Source organism: Streptomyces sp. KL2, assembly GCF_046529545.1.
In the GTDB taxonomy this organism is placed as follows: domain Bacteria; phylum Actinomycetota; class Actinomycetes; order Streptomycetales; family Streptomycetaceae; genus Streptomyces; species Streptomyces radiopugnans.
This window is the reverse complement of the sequence record NZ_CP127170.1, coordinates 200,458-216,764: the sequence shown is the minus strand read 5'-3', so window position 1 is coordinate 216,764 and position 16,307 is coordinate 200,458. Positions and strand designations below refer to the sequence as shown.

General features: G+C 75.4%; 18 protein-coding genes and 2 pseudogenes. 7 read left to right on the top strand and 13 right to left on the bottom strand.

Translation table 11 applies throughout. From position 1 onward, the window contains the following. Positions 1-250 precede the first annotated feature (250 nt). Positions 251-1,411, top strand: a complete 1,161-nt coding sequence (locus tag QPK52_RS01000) for a PP2C family protein-serine/threonine phosphatase (RefSeq protein WP_410534923.1) — start codon at positions 251-253, stop codon at positions 1,409-1,411. On the opposite strand, the gene QPK52_RS00995 is transcribed toward QPK52_RS01000, so the two are convergent. Next, positions 1,408-2,625, bottom strand: coding sequence for a PP2C family protein-serine/threonine phosphatase (locus tag QPK52_RS00995; RefSeq protein ID WP_410534922.1), 1,218 nt, complete (start codon positions 2,623-2,625; stop codon positions 1,408-1,410). The two genes, QPK52_RS01000 and QPK52_RS00995, sit on opposite strands and share 4 nt — an antisense overlap. On the opposite strand from QPK52_RS00995, the gene QPK52_RS00990 reads away from it, so the two are divergent. Continuing rightward, positions 2,554-3,114 (top strand): GNAT family N-acetyltransferase, encoded by a 561-nt coding sequence (locus tag QPK52_RS00990; protein WP_410534921.1) that lies wholly within the window; start codon positions 2,554-2,556, stop codon positions 3,112-3,114. The genes QPK52_RS00995 and QPK52_RS00990 overlap by 72 nt on opposite strands. Before the next feature lie 23 nt (positions 3,115-3,137). On the opposite strand, the gene QPK52_RS00985 is transcribed toward QPK52_RS00990, so the two are convergent. From QPK52_RS00985 to QPK52_RS00950, 8 genes and pseudogenes are all read right to left on the bottom strand, one after another. Further along, on the bottom strand, positions 3,138-4,070 hold the full coding sequence (locus QPK52_RS00985) for a pentapeptide repeat-containing protein (RefSeq protein WP_410534919.1): 933 nt from the start codon (positions 4,068-4,070) through the stop codon (positions 3,138-3,140). Between the two features lie 123 nt (positions 4,071-4,193). Continuing rightward, positions 4,194-4,331 carry a hypothetical protein gene (locus tag QPK52_RS00980; RefSeq protein ID WP_410534918.1) on the bottom strand — a complete coding sequence of 46 codons (138 nt, stop codon included), beginning with the start codon at positions 4,329-4,331 and terminating at the stop codon, positions 4,194-4,196. After that, positions 4,328-5,482 carry a hypothetical protein gene (locus tag QPK52_RS00975; RefSeq protein WP_410534917.1) on the bottom strand — a complete coding sequence of 385 codons (1,155 nt, stop codon included), beginning with the start codon at positions 5,480-5,482 and terminating at the stop codon, positions 4,328-4,330. Before QPK52_RS00975 ends, QPK52_RS00980 begins: the two co-directional genes overlap by 4 nt. Then, positions 5,470-6,243, bottom strand: a complete 774-nt coding sequence (locus QPK52_RS00970) for a DUF6084 family protein (protein WP_410534915.1) — start codon at positions 6,241-6,243, stop codon at positions 5,470-5,472. The genes QPK52_RS00975 and QPK52_RS00970 overlap by 13 nt, the downstream gene beginning before the upstream one ends. Next, a complete protein-coding gene (locus QPK52_RS00965; RefSeq protein WP_410534913.1) occupies positions 6,240-6,449 on the bottom strand; it encodes a hypothetical protein in 210 nt (69 codons plus the stop codon). The genes QPK52_RS00970 and QPK52_RS00965 overlap by 4 nt, the downstream gene beginning before the upstream one ends. Before the next feature lie 10 nt (positions 6,450-6,459). After that, entirely contained in the window at positions 6,460-7,179 is a 720-nt protein-coding gene (locus QPK52_RS00960) for a DUF5947 family protein (protein WP_410534911.1), read from the bottom strand. 13 nt (positions 7,180-7,192) lie between these two features. Further along, a pseudogene (locus QPK52_RS00955) lies at positions 7,193-7,728 on the bottom strand (nickel-dependent hydrogenase large subunit); the annotation flags it as partial. 30 nt (positions 7,729-7,758) lie between these two features. Beyond that, positions 7,759-8,802: pseudogene (locus QPK52_RS00950) on the bottom strand (hydrogenase expression protein HypE); the annotation flags it as partial. A 292-nt stretch (positions 8,803-9,094) separates the two neighbouring features. Here QPK52_RS00950 and QPK52_RS00945 point away from each other — a divergent pair. The 3 genes from QPK52_RS00945 (at position 9,095) to QPK52_RS00935 (ending at position 11,233) form a co-directional block, all read left to right on the top strand. After that, positions 9,095-9,424, top strand: a complete 330-nt coding sequence (locus QPK52_RS00945) for a hydrogenase maturation nickel metallochaperone HypA (RefSeq protein WP_410534909.1) — start codon at positions 9,095-9,097, stop codon at positions 9,422-9,424. Positions 9,425-9,560: 136 nt separating this feature from the next. Continuing rightward, entirely contained in the window at positions 9,561-10,316 is a 756-nt protein-coding gene (locus tag QPK52_RS00940; RefSeq protein WP_410534907.1) for a sigma 54 modulation/S30EA ribosomal C-terminal domain-containing protein, read from the top strand. 479 nt (positions 10,317-10,795) lie between these two features. Beyond that, positions 10,796-11,233 (top strand): SRPBCC family protein, encoded by a 438-nt coding sequence (locus QPK52_RS00935; RefSeq protein WP_410534905.1) that lies wholly within the window; start codon positions 10,796-10,798, stop codon positions 11,231-11,233. Between the two features lie 69 nt (positions 11,234-11,302). On the opposite strand, the gene QPK52_RS00930 is transcribed toward QPK52_RS00935, so the two are convergent. Then, positions 11,303-12,061 carry a DeoR/GlpR family DNA-binding transcription regulator gene (locus QPK52_RS00930; RefSeq protein WP_093658582.1) on the bottom strand — a complete coding sequence of 253 codons (759 nt, stop codon included), beginning with the start codon at positions 12,059-12,061 and terminating at the stop codon, positions 11,303-11,305. 73 nt (positions 12,062-12,134) lie between these two features. Between QPK52_RS00930 and QPK52_RS00925 the strand changes: the two genes are divergently transcribed. Further along, on the top strand, positions 12,135-13,394 hold the full coding sequence (locus QPK52_RS00925) for an MFS transporter (protein ID WP_410534903.1): 1,260 nt from the start codon (positions 12,135-12,137) through the stop codon (positions 13,392-13,394). Positions 13,395-13,520: 126 nt separating this feature from the next. Further along, positions 13,521-13,661, top strand: coding sequence for a hypothetical protein (locus QPK52_RS00920; RefSeq protein ID WP_410534902.1), 141 nt, complete (start codon positions 13,521-13,523; stop codon positions 13,659-13,661). A gap of 18 nt (positions 13,662-13,679) precedes the next feature. Here the strand turns inward: QPK52_RS00920 and QPK52_RS00915 are convergent, their stop codons facing one another. From QPK52_RS00915 to QPK52_RS00905, 3 genes are all read right to left on the bottom strand, one after another. Next, positions 13,680-14,024, bottom strand: a complete 345-nt coding sequence (locus QPK52_RS00915) for a DUF3140 domain-containing protein (RefSeq protein WP_410534900.1) — start codon at positions 14,022-14,024, stop codon at positions 13,680-13,682. Then, a complete protein-coding gene (locus tag QPK52_RS00910; protein ID WP_410534898.1) occupies positions 14,017-14,250 on the bottom strand; it encodes a DUF2945 domain-containing protein in 234 nt (77 codons plus the stop codon). The genes QPK52_RS00915 and QPK52_RS00910 overlap by 8 nt, the downstream gene beginning before the upstream one ends. A gap of 128 nt (positions 14,251-14,378) precedes the next feature. Further along, positions 14,379-16,307 carry an ABC transporter ATP-binding protein gene (locus QPK52_RS00905; protein ID WP_410534896.1) on the bottom strand — a complete coding sequence of 643 codons (1,929 nt, stop codon included), beginning with the start codon at positions 16,305-16,307 and terminating at the stop codon, positions 14,379-14,381.

Sequence of the window (16,307 nt, the reverse complement as noted above, 5' to 3'; positions counted from 1 at the left end):
AGGCCGGGGCCGCCCGGCGGGCCGGGCGGCTCCGTGGCAGTCGTCGGCGTGTCGGGGTACGGTGCTGGTGCGCACGGGCGACGCGGCGTGCGAATGCCCCGGTACGGCCGGGGGATGGGGGAGGGTTGGGACACCGGATCCGTCCCGCGTGCGGCACGGACCGTCCCGGCGGAACCCGACCACGAAAGGTGCGGAAGCGACGGTGCGTGGCTCTCGATCCCCCGGAGGAGCGATGGCGGGCGGGAGCCGGATGAGGGACCACGCCCCTGCGAGGCTCGGCTCCCGGACCCTGGCGGCCCTGCTCGTCGCCGTGACGCTGCTGGTGGTGGTGCCCGACTACCTGACCGACCGGGGTCTCGGGCTGGTCCCCCTGCTGATCTTCCTTCCGGCCTTCGTCGCGGGCCGCGGTACGGCGCGGCAGACCGCCGTCGCCGCCGCGTGGGTCGTCGCCCTCCTGGTGGGGCTGCTGGTCTACGACCCCTTCCAGACGGTCTCCGCCAACCTCTCGACGGTCGCCTTCACCATGGTGCTGGGCGGGCTGAGCGTCGCCGGGGCCTGGCAGCGGAGCCGCAGGGACGAGGAGATCAGCCGGCTGCGTTCGGCCGCCGCCGCGCTGCAGCGCCAGATCCTGCGCCCTCTTCCGCTGCTCACCGACCGGCTCCTGGCCGACGGCGTGTACGAGCCGGTGGAGGAGGACAGCAGGGTCGGCGGCGACATCTACGAGGTCATGCCCTCGCCGTACGGCACCCGGGTGCTCATCGCCGACGTCCAGGGCAAGGGGCTGCCCGCCATCGGGACGGCCTTCGCGGTACTGGGCGCGTTCCGGGAGGCCGCCGGCCGGGAGCCGGAGCTCACCGCGGTCGTGGAGGCGCTGGAGAACGCGGTCGTCCGGCACAACGCCTTCGAGGCGCAGACCGGGGAGCCCGAACGCTTCGTCACCGCGCTCGTCCTGAACGCCGACGGCGGACGGGAGGTCCAGGTGGTGGACTGCGGGCACATCCCGCCGTACCTGCTGCACCGGGAGCGGACCGGGCCGGCGGTCCGGCCGGTCCCGCTGCGGAACTCCGGAGTGCCCCTCGGACTGGGCTCCCTCGCCCCGGAGTCCCGCGCCGTCGAGCGGTTCCCCCTTCCGCCCGGCGCCATGCTGCTGCTCTGCACGGACGGCGTCACCGAGGCGCGTGACTCCGCCGGTGCCTTCTTCCCCCTGGAGGAACGCCTGGCCGGCTGGGTGGACGCCTCTCCCCGCGAGGTGGCCGCGGGCCTGCTGGACCAGCTGGCGGCCCACACCGGGGGCAGCCCGGCGGACGACATCGCCCTTCTGGTGCTGCGCCGGAGCACGCCGTCGGCGCCGGAGCGCGAGGGCTCCTCCGGCAGCGGCGGATCCGGCCACCCGGCCGCCGGTCCCCGTTAGGCGGGGTTCACACCTGCCCGGGCCGCGGCCGGCCCGTAGTCCTCGGGGCGGGGGCCGAACCACTCGCACAGCAGGACCGTCGCGTCGTCCTGGAGCCGGCCGCCGTGGTGGTCGAGTACGGCGTGGACCAGACGGCGCAGGGTCTCGGGCACGGGCAGGCCGTCGGCGTGGTGGCGGATGAGGAAGTCGAGGAAGCGGGAGAGGCCGAACTCGCGGTCGCCCGGTCCGCGGGCCTCGGTGATGCCGTCGGTGTAGAACACCACGCGGTCGCCCGGCTCCAGCTGCTCGCGGCACAGGGCGCCGGCCAGGCCCAGTCCGGTGCCCATCGGATGGGCGGGCGGGCAGCGCAGCAGGGCGGACCAGCGTCCGCCGCGGATGACGACCGGCGGGTGGTGCCCGCGGTTGACCCAGGAGAACACACCGGTGCGGGTGTCCAGGGCGGCCAGGATCCCGGTGGCGTAGCGGGTGTTGCCGAACTGCCGTACCAGGGTGTCCTCGATCGCCTCGCCGGTCTCGGTGAGCGAGGCCCCCTGCCGCCGCAGGTTGCGGCAGGCGGCCACGGCCAGACCGGCGGTGAGCCCGGCCGCGGTGTCGTGGCCCATAGCGTCGAAGACCGACAGGTGGACGATGGGACCGGCGGTGGCGTAGTCGTAGGCGTCGCCGCTGACGAGGTACGCCGGCTCCAGGGCGGCGCTGATCACGACCCGGCCGTCGGCGTAGGTGCGCGGGGGCATCAGGTGCCACTGCATCTCGGCCGCGACGTTCATCTCCCGGGTGCGCGCCAGCCGGGCGGAGGTGTCGCTGGTCCTGCTCTTGCTTTCCAGCAGGAGGGCCGTCAGGGTCGCCAGCAGCCCCATGTGCTCATGGGTGCGGTCGTCGTCGAGGGCGGTGCTGACGTTCAGCACCCCCAGGCGTTCGGTGCCGTCCAGCAGGGGGACCCACCACCGGTAGCCGTGCGGTCCGGCTCCGGCGGCGGGCAGGGTCTGGCCGTACTGGAAGGCCCGGCCCGGCACGGTCCCCTCGACGGCCAGTTCCCTCTCCTCGTCGTCCGGGAGCGGTTCGCGGCCCGGCAGCAGGCGCAGCGAGTACTGCTGCAGGTCGGCCAGGTAGATCCGTACGTCCTGGAGTCCGGCGGCCGCCGCGTGCTCGGCCACGGTGGCCGGCAGCATCTCCAGGGGCGTCATGTGGCTGGCTTTCAGCAGGCCGGCGAGCATGAGGCGGACGGCGGGGTCCCGTTCCGGCACAGTGGCTCCTTACGGTCGTCCGCCCGGCCGTGGGGCCGCTTCGGCGGCGGTGGCGGGCGGCGGGGACGGGCGGCGGGGACGGGCAGCGGTGCGGGCACGAGGCCGGGGCGCGCCGGGAGTGGCCGGTGGCCGCCGGGAGGGGGACCGCCGGCCACCGGTGCGAAGGCGCCCGGGCGCCTGTTCGCGACTCCACCTGTCGGCGCCCGGACGCAAACCGTCGCCTACCCCGGGACGCGCGCGGCACGCCTGCGGCCGCGGGGTGCCGGGGACGCGCTGGTAGGGGCGGTGGTGGGGTGGGCCCGAAAGGCGGGGGCGAGGGAGCTGCGGCTGTCGGTGATGCCGGGCAACGAGCACGCGGCGGCCCTCTACCGCCGCCACGGTTTCGAGGACCTCGGCCCGGTCGGCGGCGAGCTGCCCGACGGCCGCCGGGAGCATGTCATGGTCAAACCGCTCGCCTGAGGCCGGGCCGAGGGCGCGGGGTCTCAGCTCCCGCCGTGTCCCGCGGACTGCCAGTGCGCGGGACGGGCCAGCCGCCGGGGCAGTGCGGTCCGGGCGTCTCCGCGGGCCGCGTCGACCTGCGGCTGGGTGAGGAAGACGCTGCCGGTCAGGTCGGCACCCCGCAGGTCGGCGTCCCGCAGGTCCGCGCCGATCAGGTCCGCCCCGCGCAGATCGGCGCCGCGCAGGTCGGCGGCGATGAGGTACGCCCCGCGCAGATCGGCGCCGCGCAGGTCGGCGCCCTTGAGTCGGGCCCCCGTCAGATCGGCCCGGCGGTGGTTTCGGCGGCCCCTTCCGTGGCCGAGGGCGGTGGCCCGTACCAACTCGCCGGTGCGCAGCAGCAGTGCGTCGACCCCGCGGCGGACCTCCGGTACGTCCAGCTCCGCGAGTTCCCCGGCGCCGGCGCGGGTGAGGCGCCCGACCTCGTCCGCCGCCCGGCGCAGTTCGCGGCGCAGCGGGCGGGCCGGCGGCAGCTCCAGCGCCTCGGACAGGTACCACAGGAACTCGTGGAGCTGCCGCATGACGGGGAAGACCTCGAACATCCGCCGGGCGGTGCGGGGGTCCTCGCGCCAGTGCCGTCCGCCGAAGGTGACCTGGGAGACCTTCTGGCCCGCGCCGAAGCACTCGAAGACGGTGCAGCCGGAGAAGCCCTCCTGCCGCAGCCGGGAGTGGATGCCGCAGCGGAAGTCCTCCCGCAGGTTCCCGCACGGCTGTCCGGCGTCCTTGCCGACGGCGAAGCCGGCCGAGGGGGCGAAGGGCAGTGCGACGCAGCACAGCGCGAAGCAGGAGCCGCAGTCGGCCCGCAGCTCCGGATCCGGGGCGGGATCCGGAGCGCGGCGGGGTGCGGGCCGCCGGCCTGCGCGGTCCCGGCCGTCGGCGGGCGGCCGCCGACGCTTCTCGGGGGAGGTTCTGGGGGACACCGGGCGCGTTCTCCTGCCGTGCGGGCGGGCACCGTCTGGCCGGGCCCGGGAACGGGCACCATTGTCCCCTGCCGGCGGGGGACCCGCGGGAGGGCGCTCCCGCCGCCGCGTCCGCCGCACCGGTCACATCGCCCTGATCCGCATGTACCGCACCAGGGAGGTTGCCGATTCCGGCCACCAGGATCCGGGGGAGGGGCGCAGCCGCACCCGTCCGCCTCTCCCCAGCCGTACCCCGCCGACCGGTACCGTCCCGTCCCTCACGCCTCCTCCCCCACGGGCCGGAACTCGCGGATGGCGCCGTGCAGGGCGAGCAGCTCGTCGGGGCCCAGATCCGCGCAGCGGTCCAGGATCTCCCGCGCCCTGGGGTCGCGGGCCCGCGCCTCCCGTTTCTCCTCCTCGGTCAGGCTCATCACGCCGAGGATCAGCAGCCGGTCGATCTCCGTGCCGTCGTCGAACAGGTCGCCCGGGCTCTCGGGCGCCACCTCGGGGAAGTCGTACAGGGTGACGGGGGAGGAGAGCACGGTGCGGGCGAACGACCCGTCACCGGCGCCGCCGCTGTCCGCGCCGTCGCCGGTGCCGGTGCCGGCGCCGGTGTCCGTGCCGGTTTCGGTGTCGTCGTCCACGAGAACGGGCCAGGTGCCCTGGTTCTCGCACCGCGAGACCGCCTCCCGCAGTCGCCCGGGCGGGTCCAGGAGCGAGACGAAGCGCCCGGTGCGGCTGTGCAGCACGGTGTGGGTGGAGACGAAGGCGTAGGCGCAGGCCGCTTCCCGGGCGCCCCGGTCCACGGGGTCGGGCGCGGGGCAGGGTGTGGTGTTCTCGACGCGCACGGTGAGCCGGAACACCCAGTCCGCGACGGGGTCGGCGCCGATCTCGACCGTGCCGCTCAGCGCGTTCCACCGGCGGACGAGGGCGCCGGCGGTGCGGCCCGACGCGTCCAGGACCGGTTCGCGGTCGGTGCCCGCGGGGACGTCGACGGGGGTGCGCACCGTCCGGCCGAGAACGGTGTCCAGCCGCACCGGTACGGACACCTCGCGTTCGGTCGCCTCCCGCCAGGCGAGGTGGCGCTCACCGTCCACGATCAGCTCGTCCACGGCCTCGGGCCCGCCGGGTCCCTCCCTGACCACGCCGCGGTCGACGACGTGCAGGAACCGTACGCGTACGGCCACCTCGGTGCGGTCGGCCGGGCGGCCGCCGGTGTCGAGCAGCACCTGGGTGCGCATCCGGTGCGCCTCGCCCAGGGTGTCGGCGCACGAGCGCGGGAAGACCCCGCCGAAGGTCCAGCGCTTGGTGTTCTTCAGCGCGGATCTGCGGTACGGCCAGAGCAGGTAGCCCTCGTACAGGCAGGTGCGCACGATCTTCTCGGCCTTCCCCGCGGGCTCGGCCGTGCGCTCCGCCGGTGTCACGTCGTCCATGGTGCTCCGGTGGTCTCGGGTGTTCTGGGGGTGCTGGGGATGCCGGAAGGGTCCGAAGCGGCGGGGAAGGGGGAACGGTGGCCGTCCGCCCGGTCCAGCAGGGCGCCGACGGCGTCGTCCAGGGTGCCCAGCGTCAGGCGGGCGCGGTAGGCGTCGAGCCGGTCGTGGGTCTCCCGGGACAGCCGAAGCCAGGGGCTGCCTCCGCAGTAGCGGTCGACCAGCGCGTGCCACAGGGCGGCGGGCAGCCGGTAGCCGGCGTCCTCGGCCCAGGAGATCTGGGCCGTTCTCAGACGGCCCTGACCGCCGTCGAAGAAGACCGTGCCGCTGAAGAGGAAGTCCAGCGGCACCTCACCGTCGGGGACGGCGCGCAGGTACTTGGTGACGGCCAGTTCGGCGTCGCAGGCGCACGGCACCGTCAGGCCGATCGTGGTGGTCCCGTCGAACGGGGGGACCACCGCCGTGGTCCGGGTCCAGGCCAGCGGGCGCAGGGTGGTGGCCCACCGCTCCGGCTCGCCGAACAGCTCGGCCAGGGCCGCCCGCGCCCGCTGGTCGTAGTGGCGGCGGGTGACGTCGATCCTGATCACGGTGGTCAGGCTGACCGAGCGGACCGGGCCGCCGCCGGTACGGGTGATCTCCACGTCGAAGCGGAGTGTGGGCACGGCGGCGTGGCGCTCGGGCTCCGCGCCCGTGACGTCGAAGGAGAGGGCCGGGATGAGGTGCCGGGACGGAGCGCCGGCCGGCTTCGCGTACGGCGCCGTCATGACGGGGAGAGGTTCGGCATCCCGGGCATCACCGGGGCGCGGCGCCCGGCGTTGACGCCCGTCGACCGGCGGGCCGTGGAGCGGTCGCCGGGCGGCAGACCGGGGGTCTTGCGGTAGGAGCCCTTCTGGTTGCCCTGCCTGGTGCCCTTGGCGTGGGCCGCCCTGTCGGGCCTCACATCGGCCTCGCCTACGGCGATACGGGCCATGACGCCTCCTTCAGGTGGGGGACGGGGGGTCGGTGGGGGTCGGATCGGTGTGCGGTGAGCCGGTGGGCGGATCGGCGGGCGGGCCGGGGGAAAGGTCTCGGAAGAAGTCCCCGACGTGCCGCCACACCTCCGGCCCGCCGCCCAGTCCCTTCCAGTGGGTGCGTACGACGGCCGCCAGGCGGTAGCAGTCGTCCAGCGGGACGATCCACCGCTCCCGCGCGCCGCCCGCCCGGTTGACCAGCAGTGCCTCGACGTCGTCGGCCATCGCCGCGACGGCCCGGTCGGCGGCCACCGCCTCGCGTACCGCCTGTTCCAGGGAGCGCGAGGCGGAGGAGCAGCCGCGCCCGGTGCCGCCGAGCCGGACGCGGGCCACCTCCCGCGAGATCCCGGTCAGCTCCACCGCGTCCTCCCCGAGCCGCCGTTGCGACCTCAGGCCGGCCAGGGCGCGGCGCACCCGGGTCTCCGCCGGGTCCGGATGGAGGCCGTGGGCCAGCAGCAGATGGCCGACCGGCTCGTCGCCGGCCGGCCGGCGCACCGCGTCTGCGCCGCCCTCCTCCCGGCCCGGTCGGTCCACGATCCGGGCCAGGCAGTCTCCGTAGAGGCCGACCAGGGTCTGGACGGTGTCGGCGGCGCGGGCGGCCGCCGCGCTGTCCGGCGGCGACTCCAGCGCGGACAGCAGTTCCTCGGCGCGGGCCGCCTGCCCGCGCGTGTACTCGTCGTCCCGGGGCATGTCCGGCCGCCCGCTACGAGACCTGGCCGAAGGTCGGCGAGTGGGTCCGGCGCAGGGTGCGCCCGCCGCCGAGGTACATGTGGACGCCGCACGGCAGGCAGGGGTCGAAGCTGCGCACGGTGCGCATGATGTCGATGCCCTTGAAGTCCTCCGGCCCGTTCTCCTCGAACAGGGGGTGGCCCTGGGCGGCGTCCTCGTACGGGCCGGGTGCGCCGTAGAAGTCGCGGGGCTGGCGTTCCAGGGGGTCGGGGGGCAGGGGCGGTAGTTGGCGATCTTCTTGTCCCGGATCACCAGGTGGTGGGAGATGACGCCGGGCAGGGCCTCGCGGAAGAAGTCGAAGACGTCGTCGTTCATGGCGACGGCCCGCTTGACGAAGTCCACGCAGCGCATCAGCCGCACCAGGTGGTCGGTGAAGACCTGGGGGGTGGCCACGGTGCCGACGCCGCCGGGGTAGAGCGTGGAGGGGTGGACGTGCCGGCCCTCCGTCAGGCAGCACATCTCGCGGGTGAGGCGGCTCATGGTGAGGGCCTCCCTGTAGGTGGCGTCCTCGGCGCCGGTGTGCGGTGCGTCGTCACCGGCCCGACCGCCGGGGTCGTAGCCGGAGGTCGGCTCGGCGCGGTTGTGGCGCCACCTGGGCTCCTTGTTCACCGTGCGGTTGGTGACGGCGCGCAGGGAGCGCACCAGCGGCCCGTAGGTCCGGCTGAGCCGCCCGGAGGAGACGCTGCCTCCGGGCGGCTCAGCCATGAAGGGCATGAACTTGTCGGGGAAGCCCGGCATGGTGCAGGCGATGCAGACGCCGCCGACGTTGGGGCAGCCGCCGATGCCGTCCATCCAGCCGCGCTTGGGCGCGTTGCAGTTCACCACCGGGCCCCAGCAGCCGGTCTTCACCTGGCACTTGGGGGAGTTGTGGTCCAGCGCGAAGTCGCCCTGCTCGTAGTAGGCGGCCCGGTCGCAGCCCTCGTGGACGGTCTTGCCGAACAGCCAGGTCGGCCGCAACTGGTCGTCCAGCGGGATCGGCGGCGCGAGCCCGGCCGCCTGGTGCAGGAGCCACAGCAGGGTCTCCATGAAGTTGTCCGGCTGCACCGGGCAGCCGGGCACGTTGACGATCGGCAGCCCGTCCGTGGAGCGGAAGTCCCGGCCGAGGTAGTCGGCCGGGCCCGTGCAGCCGGTGGGGTTGCCCGCCATGGCGTGGATGCCGCCGTAGGTGGCGCAGGTGCCGATGGCCACCACCGCGTACGCCTTGTGCGCCAGGCGGTCGATCCACTGGTTGAGGGTGACCGGTTCGCCGGTGCCGGGGTCGTTGCCCATCGACGTCCAGTGGCCGTCCCCGTTGATGTCCTCGTTGGGGACGGAGCCCTCGGCCACCAGGGCGAACGGCCCCAGCTCGTCGGCGGCCGCCTGGTGGAAGGCGCGGGTGAAGCCCTCGCCGGTCCCGTAGGCCAGCACCTTGTTGTGCAGGTGGACCTTGGGGATGCCGGGGATGGCCCCGAGGACGACGTCCTCCAGGCTCGGCAGTGTCGCGGCTGTGACCGAGACCGTGTCGCCGTCGCAGCTCATGCCCTCGGAGGTCCACAGGACGTGGGCCTCGTCGACACCGCCGGGGGCCAGCGTGTCGGTGCTCATGGAGCCTTCCTTCCCTGCGGGTGGCGGGGACCGCAACCCGGGCCCGGGGCGGGCGGCGAGCCGCGTGCTCCGGGCCGCCGACCGCTCCACGAAGCGTGACATTTCCAACAAACCCCTATAAATCAAACGTGCTGTACCGGGGAAGCGTCCTCCGGACGCGCCGGAGCCCCCGGAGGGCACCCGCCGCCGGCGGACGGCGGGTGCGGCGCCTGGGCTGTACGGGGGGGACTCGTCCGGGGTCCGGACCGGCGGCCCACCGGGGAGCCGGGGCGGATGGCTGGCGCGACCCCCCATGCACGAGCTGTCGATCGCCGCCGCCGTGGTGGAGAGCGCACAGGACACCGCCCGCCGCCCCGGCGCCTCCTCGGTGGAGGCGGTGCGCCTGCGCATGGGCGAGTTGTCCGGTGTGGTCGCCGACGCGCTGCGGTTCTCCTTCGAGGTCGTCACCGAGGGCACGGCGCTCGCCGGTGCCGAACTCGTCGTCGAGGACGTCCCCGCCCGCGCCCGCTGCACGGCCTGCGCGCTGGAGTTCGGGGTGGAGGTGCGCAGCGACACCGCGCCCCTGGGCGAGCCGCTGCCCCGCATCTGCTGCCCCCGAGGGGACGCCTTCCGTTTTCCGTGAGCCGTGTCGCGGCCGGCGCGCCGGCCGTCCGGGGCCGGTGCGGGGTACGGAGGGCACCGGCCCCGGGGACCTTCGGCCCTGCCGGGGAGATCGGCGCGGGAGGAGCCTGAAGGTGCCACGACGGCAGGAGGAAACCATGAACCGTTCGCAGATCCGTCCCCTCCCGGAGGTCAGGGTCGAGGTCCGGGGCGAGGTGCCCGGGGACGCGGCCGAGTACGCGCGGACCAAGGTGCTGGCGGCCCTGGGCAAGGTCGGTGAACCGGTCCTGGGCACCAGGGTGAAGCTGAGCCAGGCGGCCAACGCCTCCGTGCGGCACCCGGCGCACGCCCAGGTGAACGTGGACGTCAACGGCCACCTGGTGCGGGCCCACGTCACCGCCGACACCATGCCCGAGGCGATCGACCTGCTGCGCGACCGGCTGGCGGGCCGGCTGTCCCGCGTCCACCGCCGCGGGCACCACGGCGGCGGGCCGCGCCCCGGCTCGCGCATCGGGCAGGGACGCCGGGTCGTGCGCCGCCGCGCCCACGGACCCGCCCGGCTGACCCCGGCGCAGGCCGTACGGCGGATGGAGGACCTGGGGTACGACTTCCACCTGTTCACCGACGCCGACTCCGGTGTCGACAGCGTGGTCTACCGGGACGGGGAGGGCGGCCACCGGCTGGCCCGCGCCCGCAGGGACGTGGCTGCGCCGGTGCCGTCGGGTCTTCCGCCGGCCGCCCCGCTGGGGGTCAGCGGGATCCCGGCGCCCCGTATGGGGATCGAGCAGGCGGTGTGGCGGCTGGAGACCACCGGCCTGCCGTTCGTGTTCTTCGTCGACACCGCCACCGAGCGCGGAGCCCTGCTCCACCGCCGCCGTGACGGCCTCTACGGGCTGGTCGTCCCGGCCGAGTGACCCGGCGTCCGCCGGCCGGGACCCCGGTCCCGGCCGGCGGACGCGGCCCCACGACGGGGCCGGGACGCGGTCATCCCGTCGCGAGGTGCGCGCCCGGAGCGGTTTCGGCAGGGGAACGCGGAGAAGGAGAGCCGTCTCGCGCGGGGCGCGGACGGCGGGGTGGCGCTGCGGCCTCGGGTGAAGACCCCGCGCCGTCCGGGGCGGACGGTCTTCGGCTCCGGATGTGGGAGCGCTTCCATCTCGGGGATGCGCCTTCCGGCGCGGAAGGCGGGAAACGACCTCCCCGCTCCGTACGACAAGGGACGGGGGGCCGCGTCCGAGCGGACTGCGAGCCGTGCACGGGACCGCTGCCGACGCCCCTCCCGGAGCCGGGCGCGGGCATGGGCGGGCGTCATGTGCGGGCCGTGGCGCGGCGGTCTTCGGGGGCGGCCGCGGCGGGTCGGCCGGGCGTACGGGCGCGCGGTGCCTACCGTCGCGGTATGCCTCTCATCCGGATCGAGCGCCGCACGCACCTCCCGGCCGGGGAGGCATGGCGCCGGCTGACCACGTGGGAGAACCACGCCCGCCATGTCCCGTTCACCGCGATCACGGTCACCACCGCCCCGCCCACGCGCGTCGGCACGCGCTTCACGGCGCGTACGGGAGCCGGGCGCGCCGGGTTCGACGATCCCATGGAGGTCGTGCGCTGGGAACCGCCGGCCGGAGACCGTCCCGGCCGCTGCCGCGTGGAGAAGCGGGGCAGGGTGGTGCTCGGCTGGGCCGAGGCGGAGGTGGTCCCCGTCGAGGGGGGATCGCTGGCCGTCTGGCGCGAGGAGGTGCGCGTACGGGGGGTGCCGCGCCTGCTGGACCGGCTCACGGCCCGGGCGGCCCGTCTGCTGTTCGGCCGGGTGGTCACGGGGCTGCTGAAGGGGCGGTGACCGCCTCGCCCGGGTGGCCCGGACCCTGGGCCCGGACCCTGGGCGGGACCGCTCACACCTTCCGCGCGGTCACACCTTCCGCACGGTCACGCCGGCCGCCTCCAGAGCACCGGTCTCGTCCTCGGGGGCGTCCTCCTCCGTCACCACCGCGTCGAGCGCCGAGGCCGGCGCGACGAAGGCGAGGGCGGTGCGGGAGAACTTGGCCGCGTCGGCGACCGCGACCACCCGGCGGGCCGAGGCGATCGCGGCGCGCTTGACGGCGGCGTCGGCCAGGTCGTACGCGGTCAGCCCGTCCGCCGCGTTCAGTCCGCAGCAGCCGACGACGGCGGTGTCGAAGCGCAGCGAGGCCAGGGAGGCCTCGGTCAGCGGGCCGGTCAGCGCCAGCTCGCCCGGGCGCGGCTCCCCGCCGGGCAGCAGCAGTTTCAGCCGGGGGGCACCGGTCAGCGCGTTGGCCGCGTGCAGGGACAGCGGCATGACGGTCAGCCGGCGGCCGGCCAGGACGCGGGCCACCTCCAGGCAGGTCGTGCCGCTGTCGAGGACGACCGACTCGCCGTCGGCGATCAGGGAGGCCGCCTCGGCGGCGATCCGCCGCTTGGCGTGCGGTCTCTCCAGCTCCCTCAGCCCGAACGGGGGCTCCTCGCCGCGCAGCAGCAGGCTGCTGGCCCCGCCGCGGTACCGCTCCAGGACCCCCTGATCCGCCAGGACCTCCAGATCGCGCCGGATGGTCATCTCCGAGGCGCCGGTGAGCCCGGCCAGCTCCGCCACGCTCAGCTGCCCGGCCTCGCGTACGGCCTCGGTGATCCGTCTCAGTCGCTCCGCGCTCGCCACGCCGAAATTGAACACGAGAGTTGTGCGAAATTCAATCTATCGAACAGCAATCTTGTTTGTTAAGTTCTGGAACATGAAGAGAACGCTGCGGCTCGCACGGCTGGCCACCTTCGCCTACTTCGGCCTCAACGGCTTCCTGATGGGCATGTGGGTCGTCCACATCCCGGTGGTGGAGGACCGCGCCGGGATCAGCCACGCCGTCCTGGGCTGGCTGCTGCTCCTGCTCGGGGGAGGCGCCTTCGCGGGCATGCGGCTGACCGGGCCGCTGGCCGACCGCCTCGGCGCCCGCGTGGTGGTGCCGCTGAGCGCGGTGCTGTGCAGCGCGGCGCTGGTGCTGCCCGGGCTGGCCGAGGGGGCCTGGACGCTGGGCGCGGCCCTGCTGGTGTTCGGCTTCGGCAACGGCTGCCTGGACGTCGCCATGAACACCCACGCGGTCCAGGTGGAGCGCGGCTACCGGCGGCCCGTCATGTCCGCCTTCCACGCGGTGTTCTCCGTCGGCGGGGTGCTCGCCGCCCTGGTCGGCGCCCGGACTCTCAGCTGGGACTGGAGCGCTGCCGCGACCCTCGCGGGCATGGGCGCCGTCGGGCTCCTCGTCGCCGTCCTGGCCGCCCCCGCGCTGCTGCGCCCCGAACCCGCCGGGCCCGCCGAACCCGCCGGGCCCGGGGAGGAGCCCCCGAGGCCGTCCGCCGGGAGCGGGGCCGGGACGGGGCGCGGGACGCCCGCGCGGATCTGGGCGCTGGCCGCCCTCGCGCTGATGCTGATGCTCGCCGAGGGCGTCGCCAACGACTGGAGCGTGCTCGCCCTGCGGGACGTCCTGGGCGCGCCCGCGGCCACGGCGGCCCTCGCCTACGGGGCCTTCGCCACCGCCATGACCGTCGGACGCCTGCTCACCGACCGGGTGGCCGCGCGCTTCGGCCCGGTCGCGATCGTCCGCTACGGCGCGCTCCTGGCCGCGATCGGCCTGTCGGCCGTGGTGGTCTCGCCCTGGATCCCCCTGGCACTGGCCGGCTGGACGGTCTTCGGCCTGGGGCTGTCCGGCTGTGTGCCCCAGCTCTTCAGCGCCGCGGGCCACGCCGATCCGGAGGCCGCCGGGGCGAACGTCTCCCGGGTGGCCGGGCTCGGTTACCTCGGCATGCTCGCCGGACCCGCCGTCATCGGGCCGCTCACCCATCTCGTGCCGCTGAACGTCGCCTTCCTGCTGCCCGTGGCCCTGTGCGCGGTGGCGGCGGGGGCCGCCGGGATCCTGCGGCCCGAGCCCCGGGCGGCCGCCGGGGAAGGGATCCCCGCCGAGGGGCGGGCGGAGGCCCGCAAGGTGCCCGAGGCGGCGGACTGACGGCCGCCCGGGTTCCCCAGGGAAGTGACCCGTGCCATTCCCCGCGGCGCGGCGGACGTGGATGATGAGGGCGTCCCCGCCGGCCACAGGGCCGGAGAGCCCTCGTCGACCGGGAGTCGGTCCGCCATGGCAGAGCATGTGCACGTTCGCCTCAACCACGAGCTGGAGGTGTCCGAGGAAGGCGATCTGATCGAGCTGTCCCGCTGCCGTTGCGGGGCCACCTGGAGCAGGTCCTACCGCGTGGACGAGGGCGAACCCGAGCGGTGACGCGGGCGGGCGGCGGCGTCAGCGGTCCTTGAGGGGGTCGTGCCCCCAGTTCATCAGGGAGTGCCGCCAGGTGGTGTCGGTGACGTCGCCGGGGGGCCGCTGGGCCAGGTGCCGCTTGATGTAGCCGTTGACCTTGCGCATGTGGGCCACGTCGTCGTCGCTGAGGTCGGACTTCGATGTCCGCAGCAGCTCGACGATACGGCGGCCCGAGGCGTGACCGGTGCTCTCCCCGCCGCCCCGGTGCTGCCCGGCGGCCTTGGACTCGTCCCGCTCCAGCCAGTCCTGGAGCTGCCGGGGCGTGAGGTTGACCAGCTTCCCGAACTCGGTGACGGTCCCGTCGCGGTCGTCGCGGTGCTCAGTCATCTCCGCGGCCCCTCTCGCGGAGGGCGTCGGGGCGGTGGACCGCCCGGCCGCCGGACTTCTCGCTGCGGACCTGGTACTGGGGATCGTCGGGGGAGGCGTCCACGGTGCGCCCGCCCGTCTCGGTACGGGAGGTGATCTCCTCCTCGACCCTGCCGACGGCCTCGCTCCCGTGGCTCTTCCAGGAGACCTGGTCCCCCTTGCGGAACTTCCTCTTCTTCTTCGTCATCTTCCCCTCCCGCGGGGAGTGGACGGATGAAAAGCCCCGTTCGTCCTCATGGTATCGGTGTGGCCGTATTCCACCACCGCGGAGCCGGGGCGCGGGGGCGTGCGGCCGGGGGCGTGCGCCCGGCGCGGTCACCCGTCCCGGCGGCCCCGCGTCTGCGCCGCCCGCCCGGTGCCGTTCCGCGCCCGGTCCCCGGAGAGCGGACCGGGCAGCTGGGTGGCCGCCAGGTCGCGGTAGAGGGCGTCGCCGGCCAGCAGCTCGTCATGGGTGCCCACCGCTCTGACCCTTCCCTCCTCCATGACCACGATCCGGTCGGCCGCGATCACGGTGGACAGACGGTGGGCCACGACCAGTACGGTCGTGCTCCGGGCGGCGTCGGCGACGGTGTCCCGCAGCGCGGCCTCGTTGGCCGCGTCGAGCTGGGAGGTGGCCTCGTCCAGGAGCAGGAGCCTGGGGGAGCGCAGCAGGGCGCGCGCGACGGCGACGCGCTGCCGTTCGCCGCCCGACAGCCGGTCGCCCCGGTGGCCGACGGGGGTGTCCAGTCCCTGCGGCAGCCGGGCCACCAGGGCCTCCAGCCGGGTGCGGCGCAGCACCTCGTCCAGATGCCGCCCCCCGGACGGCGGGACGCCGAACAGCAGGTTGTCGCGGAGGGTTCCGGAGAGGACGGGGGAGTCCTGCTCGACGTATCCGATGGCGGCCCGCAGTTCGGCCAGCGGCCAGTCCCTCACGTCCCGGCCGTCGAGCAGGACGCGGCCGGTGTCCGGCTCGTGGAAGCGCTCGACCAGGGAGAAGACGGTGGTCTTGCCCGCGCCCGAGGGCCCCACAAGAGCCGTCATGCCCCGTGCCGGGACGGTGAAGCTCACCTCGCGGTGCACGGGCGGCAGCCCGGCCCGGTAGGAGAAGCCGACCCGGTCGAAGACCAGCGAGGCCGGTTCCGGCAGGCCCGCCCCGGCGGGGGCGGGGGCCGGGGCGGAGCCGGTGCCGGTGCCGAGGTGCTCGGCGGGCAGCCGCTCCACTTCCCGCACGCGCAGGGCGGCGGCCGAACCCTCCTGGAAGCGGCCCACGACGTCGACGAGCTGGTGGACCCGCGGACCCAGCGAGAAGAGGTAGAGCAGGAAGGCGACGAGCGTGGAGACCTCCGTCGCGCCCGAGGCCACCCGCGCGCCGCCCACCCCCAGCACCGCCAGGAACGCCACCTGCACCGCCACGCTCCCGGCGGTGGCGGAGACGGCCTCCCAGCCCGCGGCGCGCACGCCGGCCCGGCGGGCGCCGTCCGCCGCCTCGTGCAGACGGGCGGTCTCCCGCGGCTCCGCGCCGGCCGCCTTGACGGTGCGGAAGGCGCCCAGCACGCGTTCGAGGGCGGATCCCATGGCGCCGACCGCCTCCTGCGCCTGCCGTGCCGCCCGGCCGATGCGCGGCGCGACCGCCGCCACCGCGGCGGCCACGAGCACGAGCGCGCCGAGGGTGACGCCCAGCAGCACCACGTCCAGCAGGCCCATCAGGACGACGGTCGCCACGAGGAGCAGCGAGCCGACGACGGCCGAGGCCACCGACTGGACGGCGGTCTGCCGGAGGACGGTGGTGTCGGAGGTGGCACGGGAGATCAGGTCACCGGGCTCGGCGCGTTCCACCGCCGGCACGCGCAGCCGCAGCAGATGCGCGGTGAGCTGCCGCCGGACGGTGTGGACCACGGCCTCCCCGGTCCTCTCCAGGACGTACTGCCCGGCGGCGGCCAGGACGGCGCCCGTCAGCACCAGCACGCTGAGCAGCAGCACCCAGCCGGCCGCCGCGCGCCCGCCGCCCAGCTCGTCCACCAGCCGCTTGGCGGCCAGCGGCTGGGCCAGGGAGAGCAGACCGCCCAGCAGGCCGAGCAGTGTGCCCGCGAGGATGCCGGTGCGGTGCGGACGGAGTCGCCCGGCGAGGGCGCGGCGGCCGGAGGGGGCCCTGCCGGGGCGGCCGGCGAGCCACCGGGAGCGGGCCGGGGCGGCCTCCCCGCCCTCCCGCGGTTCCCCGCCGCGGACGGCGTCCGCCCGGGCCGGGGGTGCGGTCTGCGCGGTCAA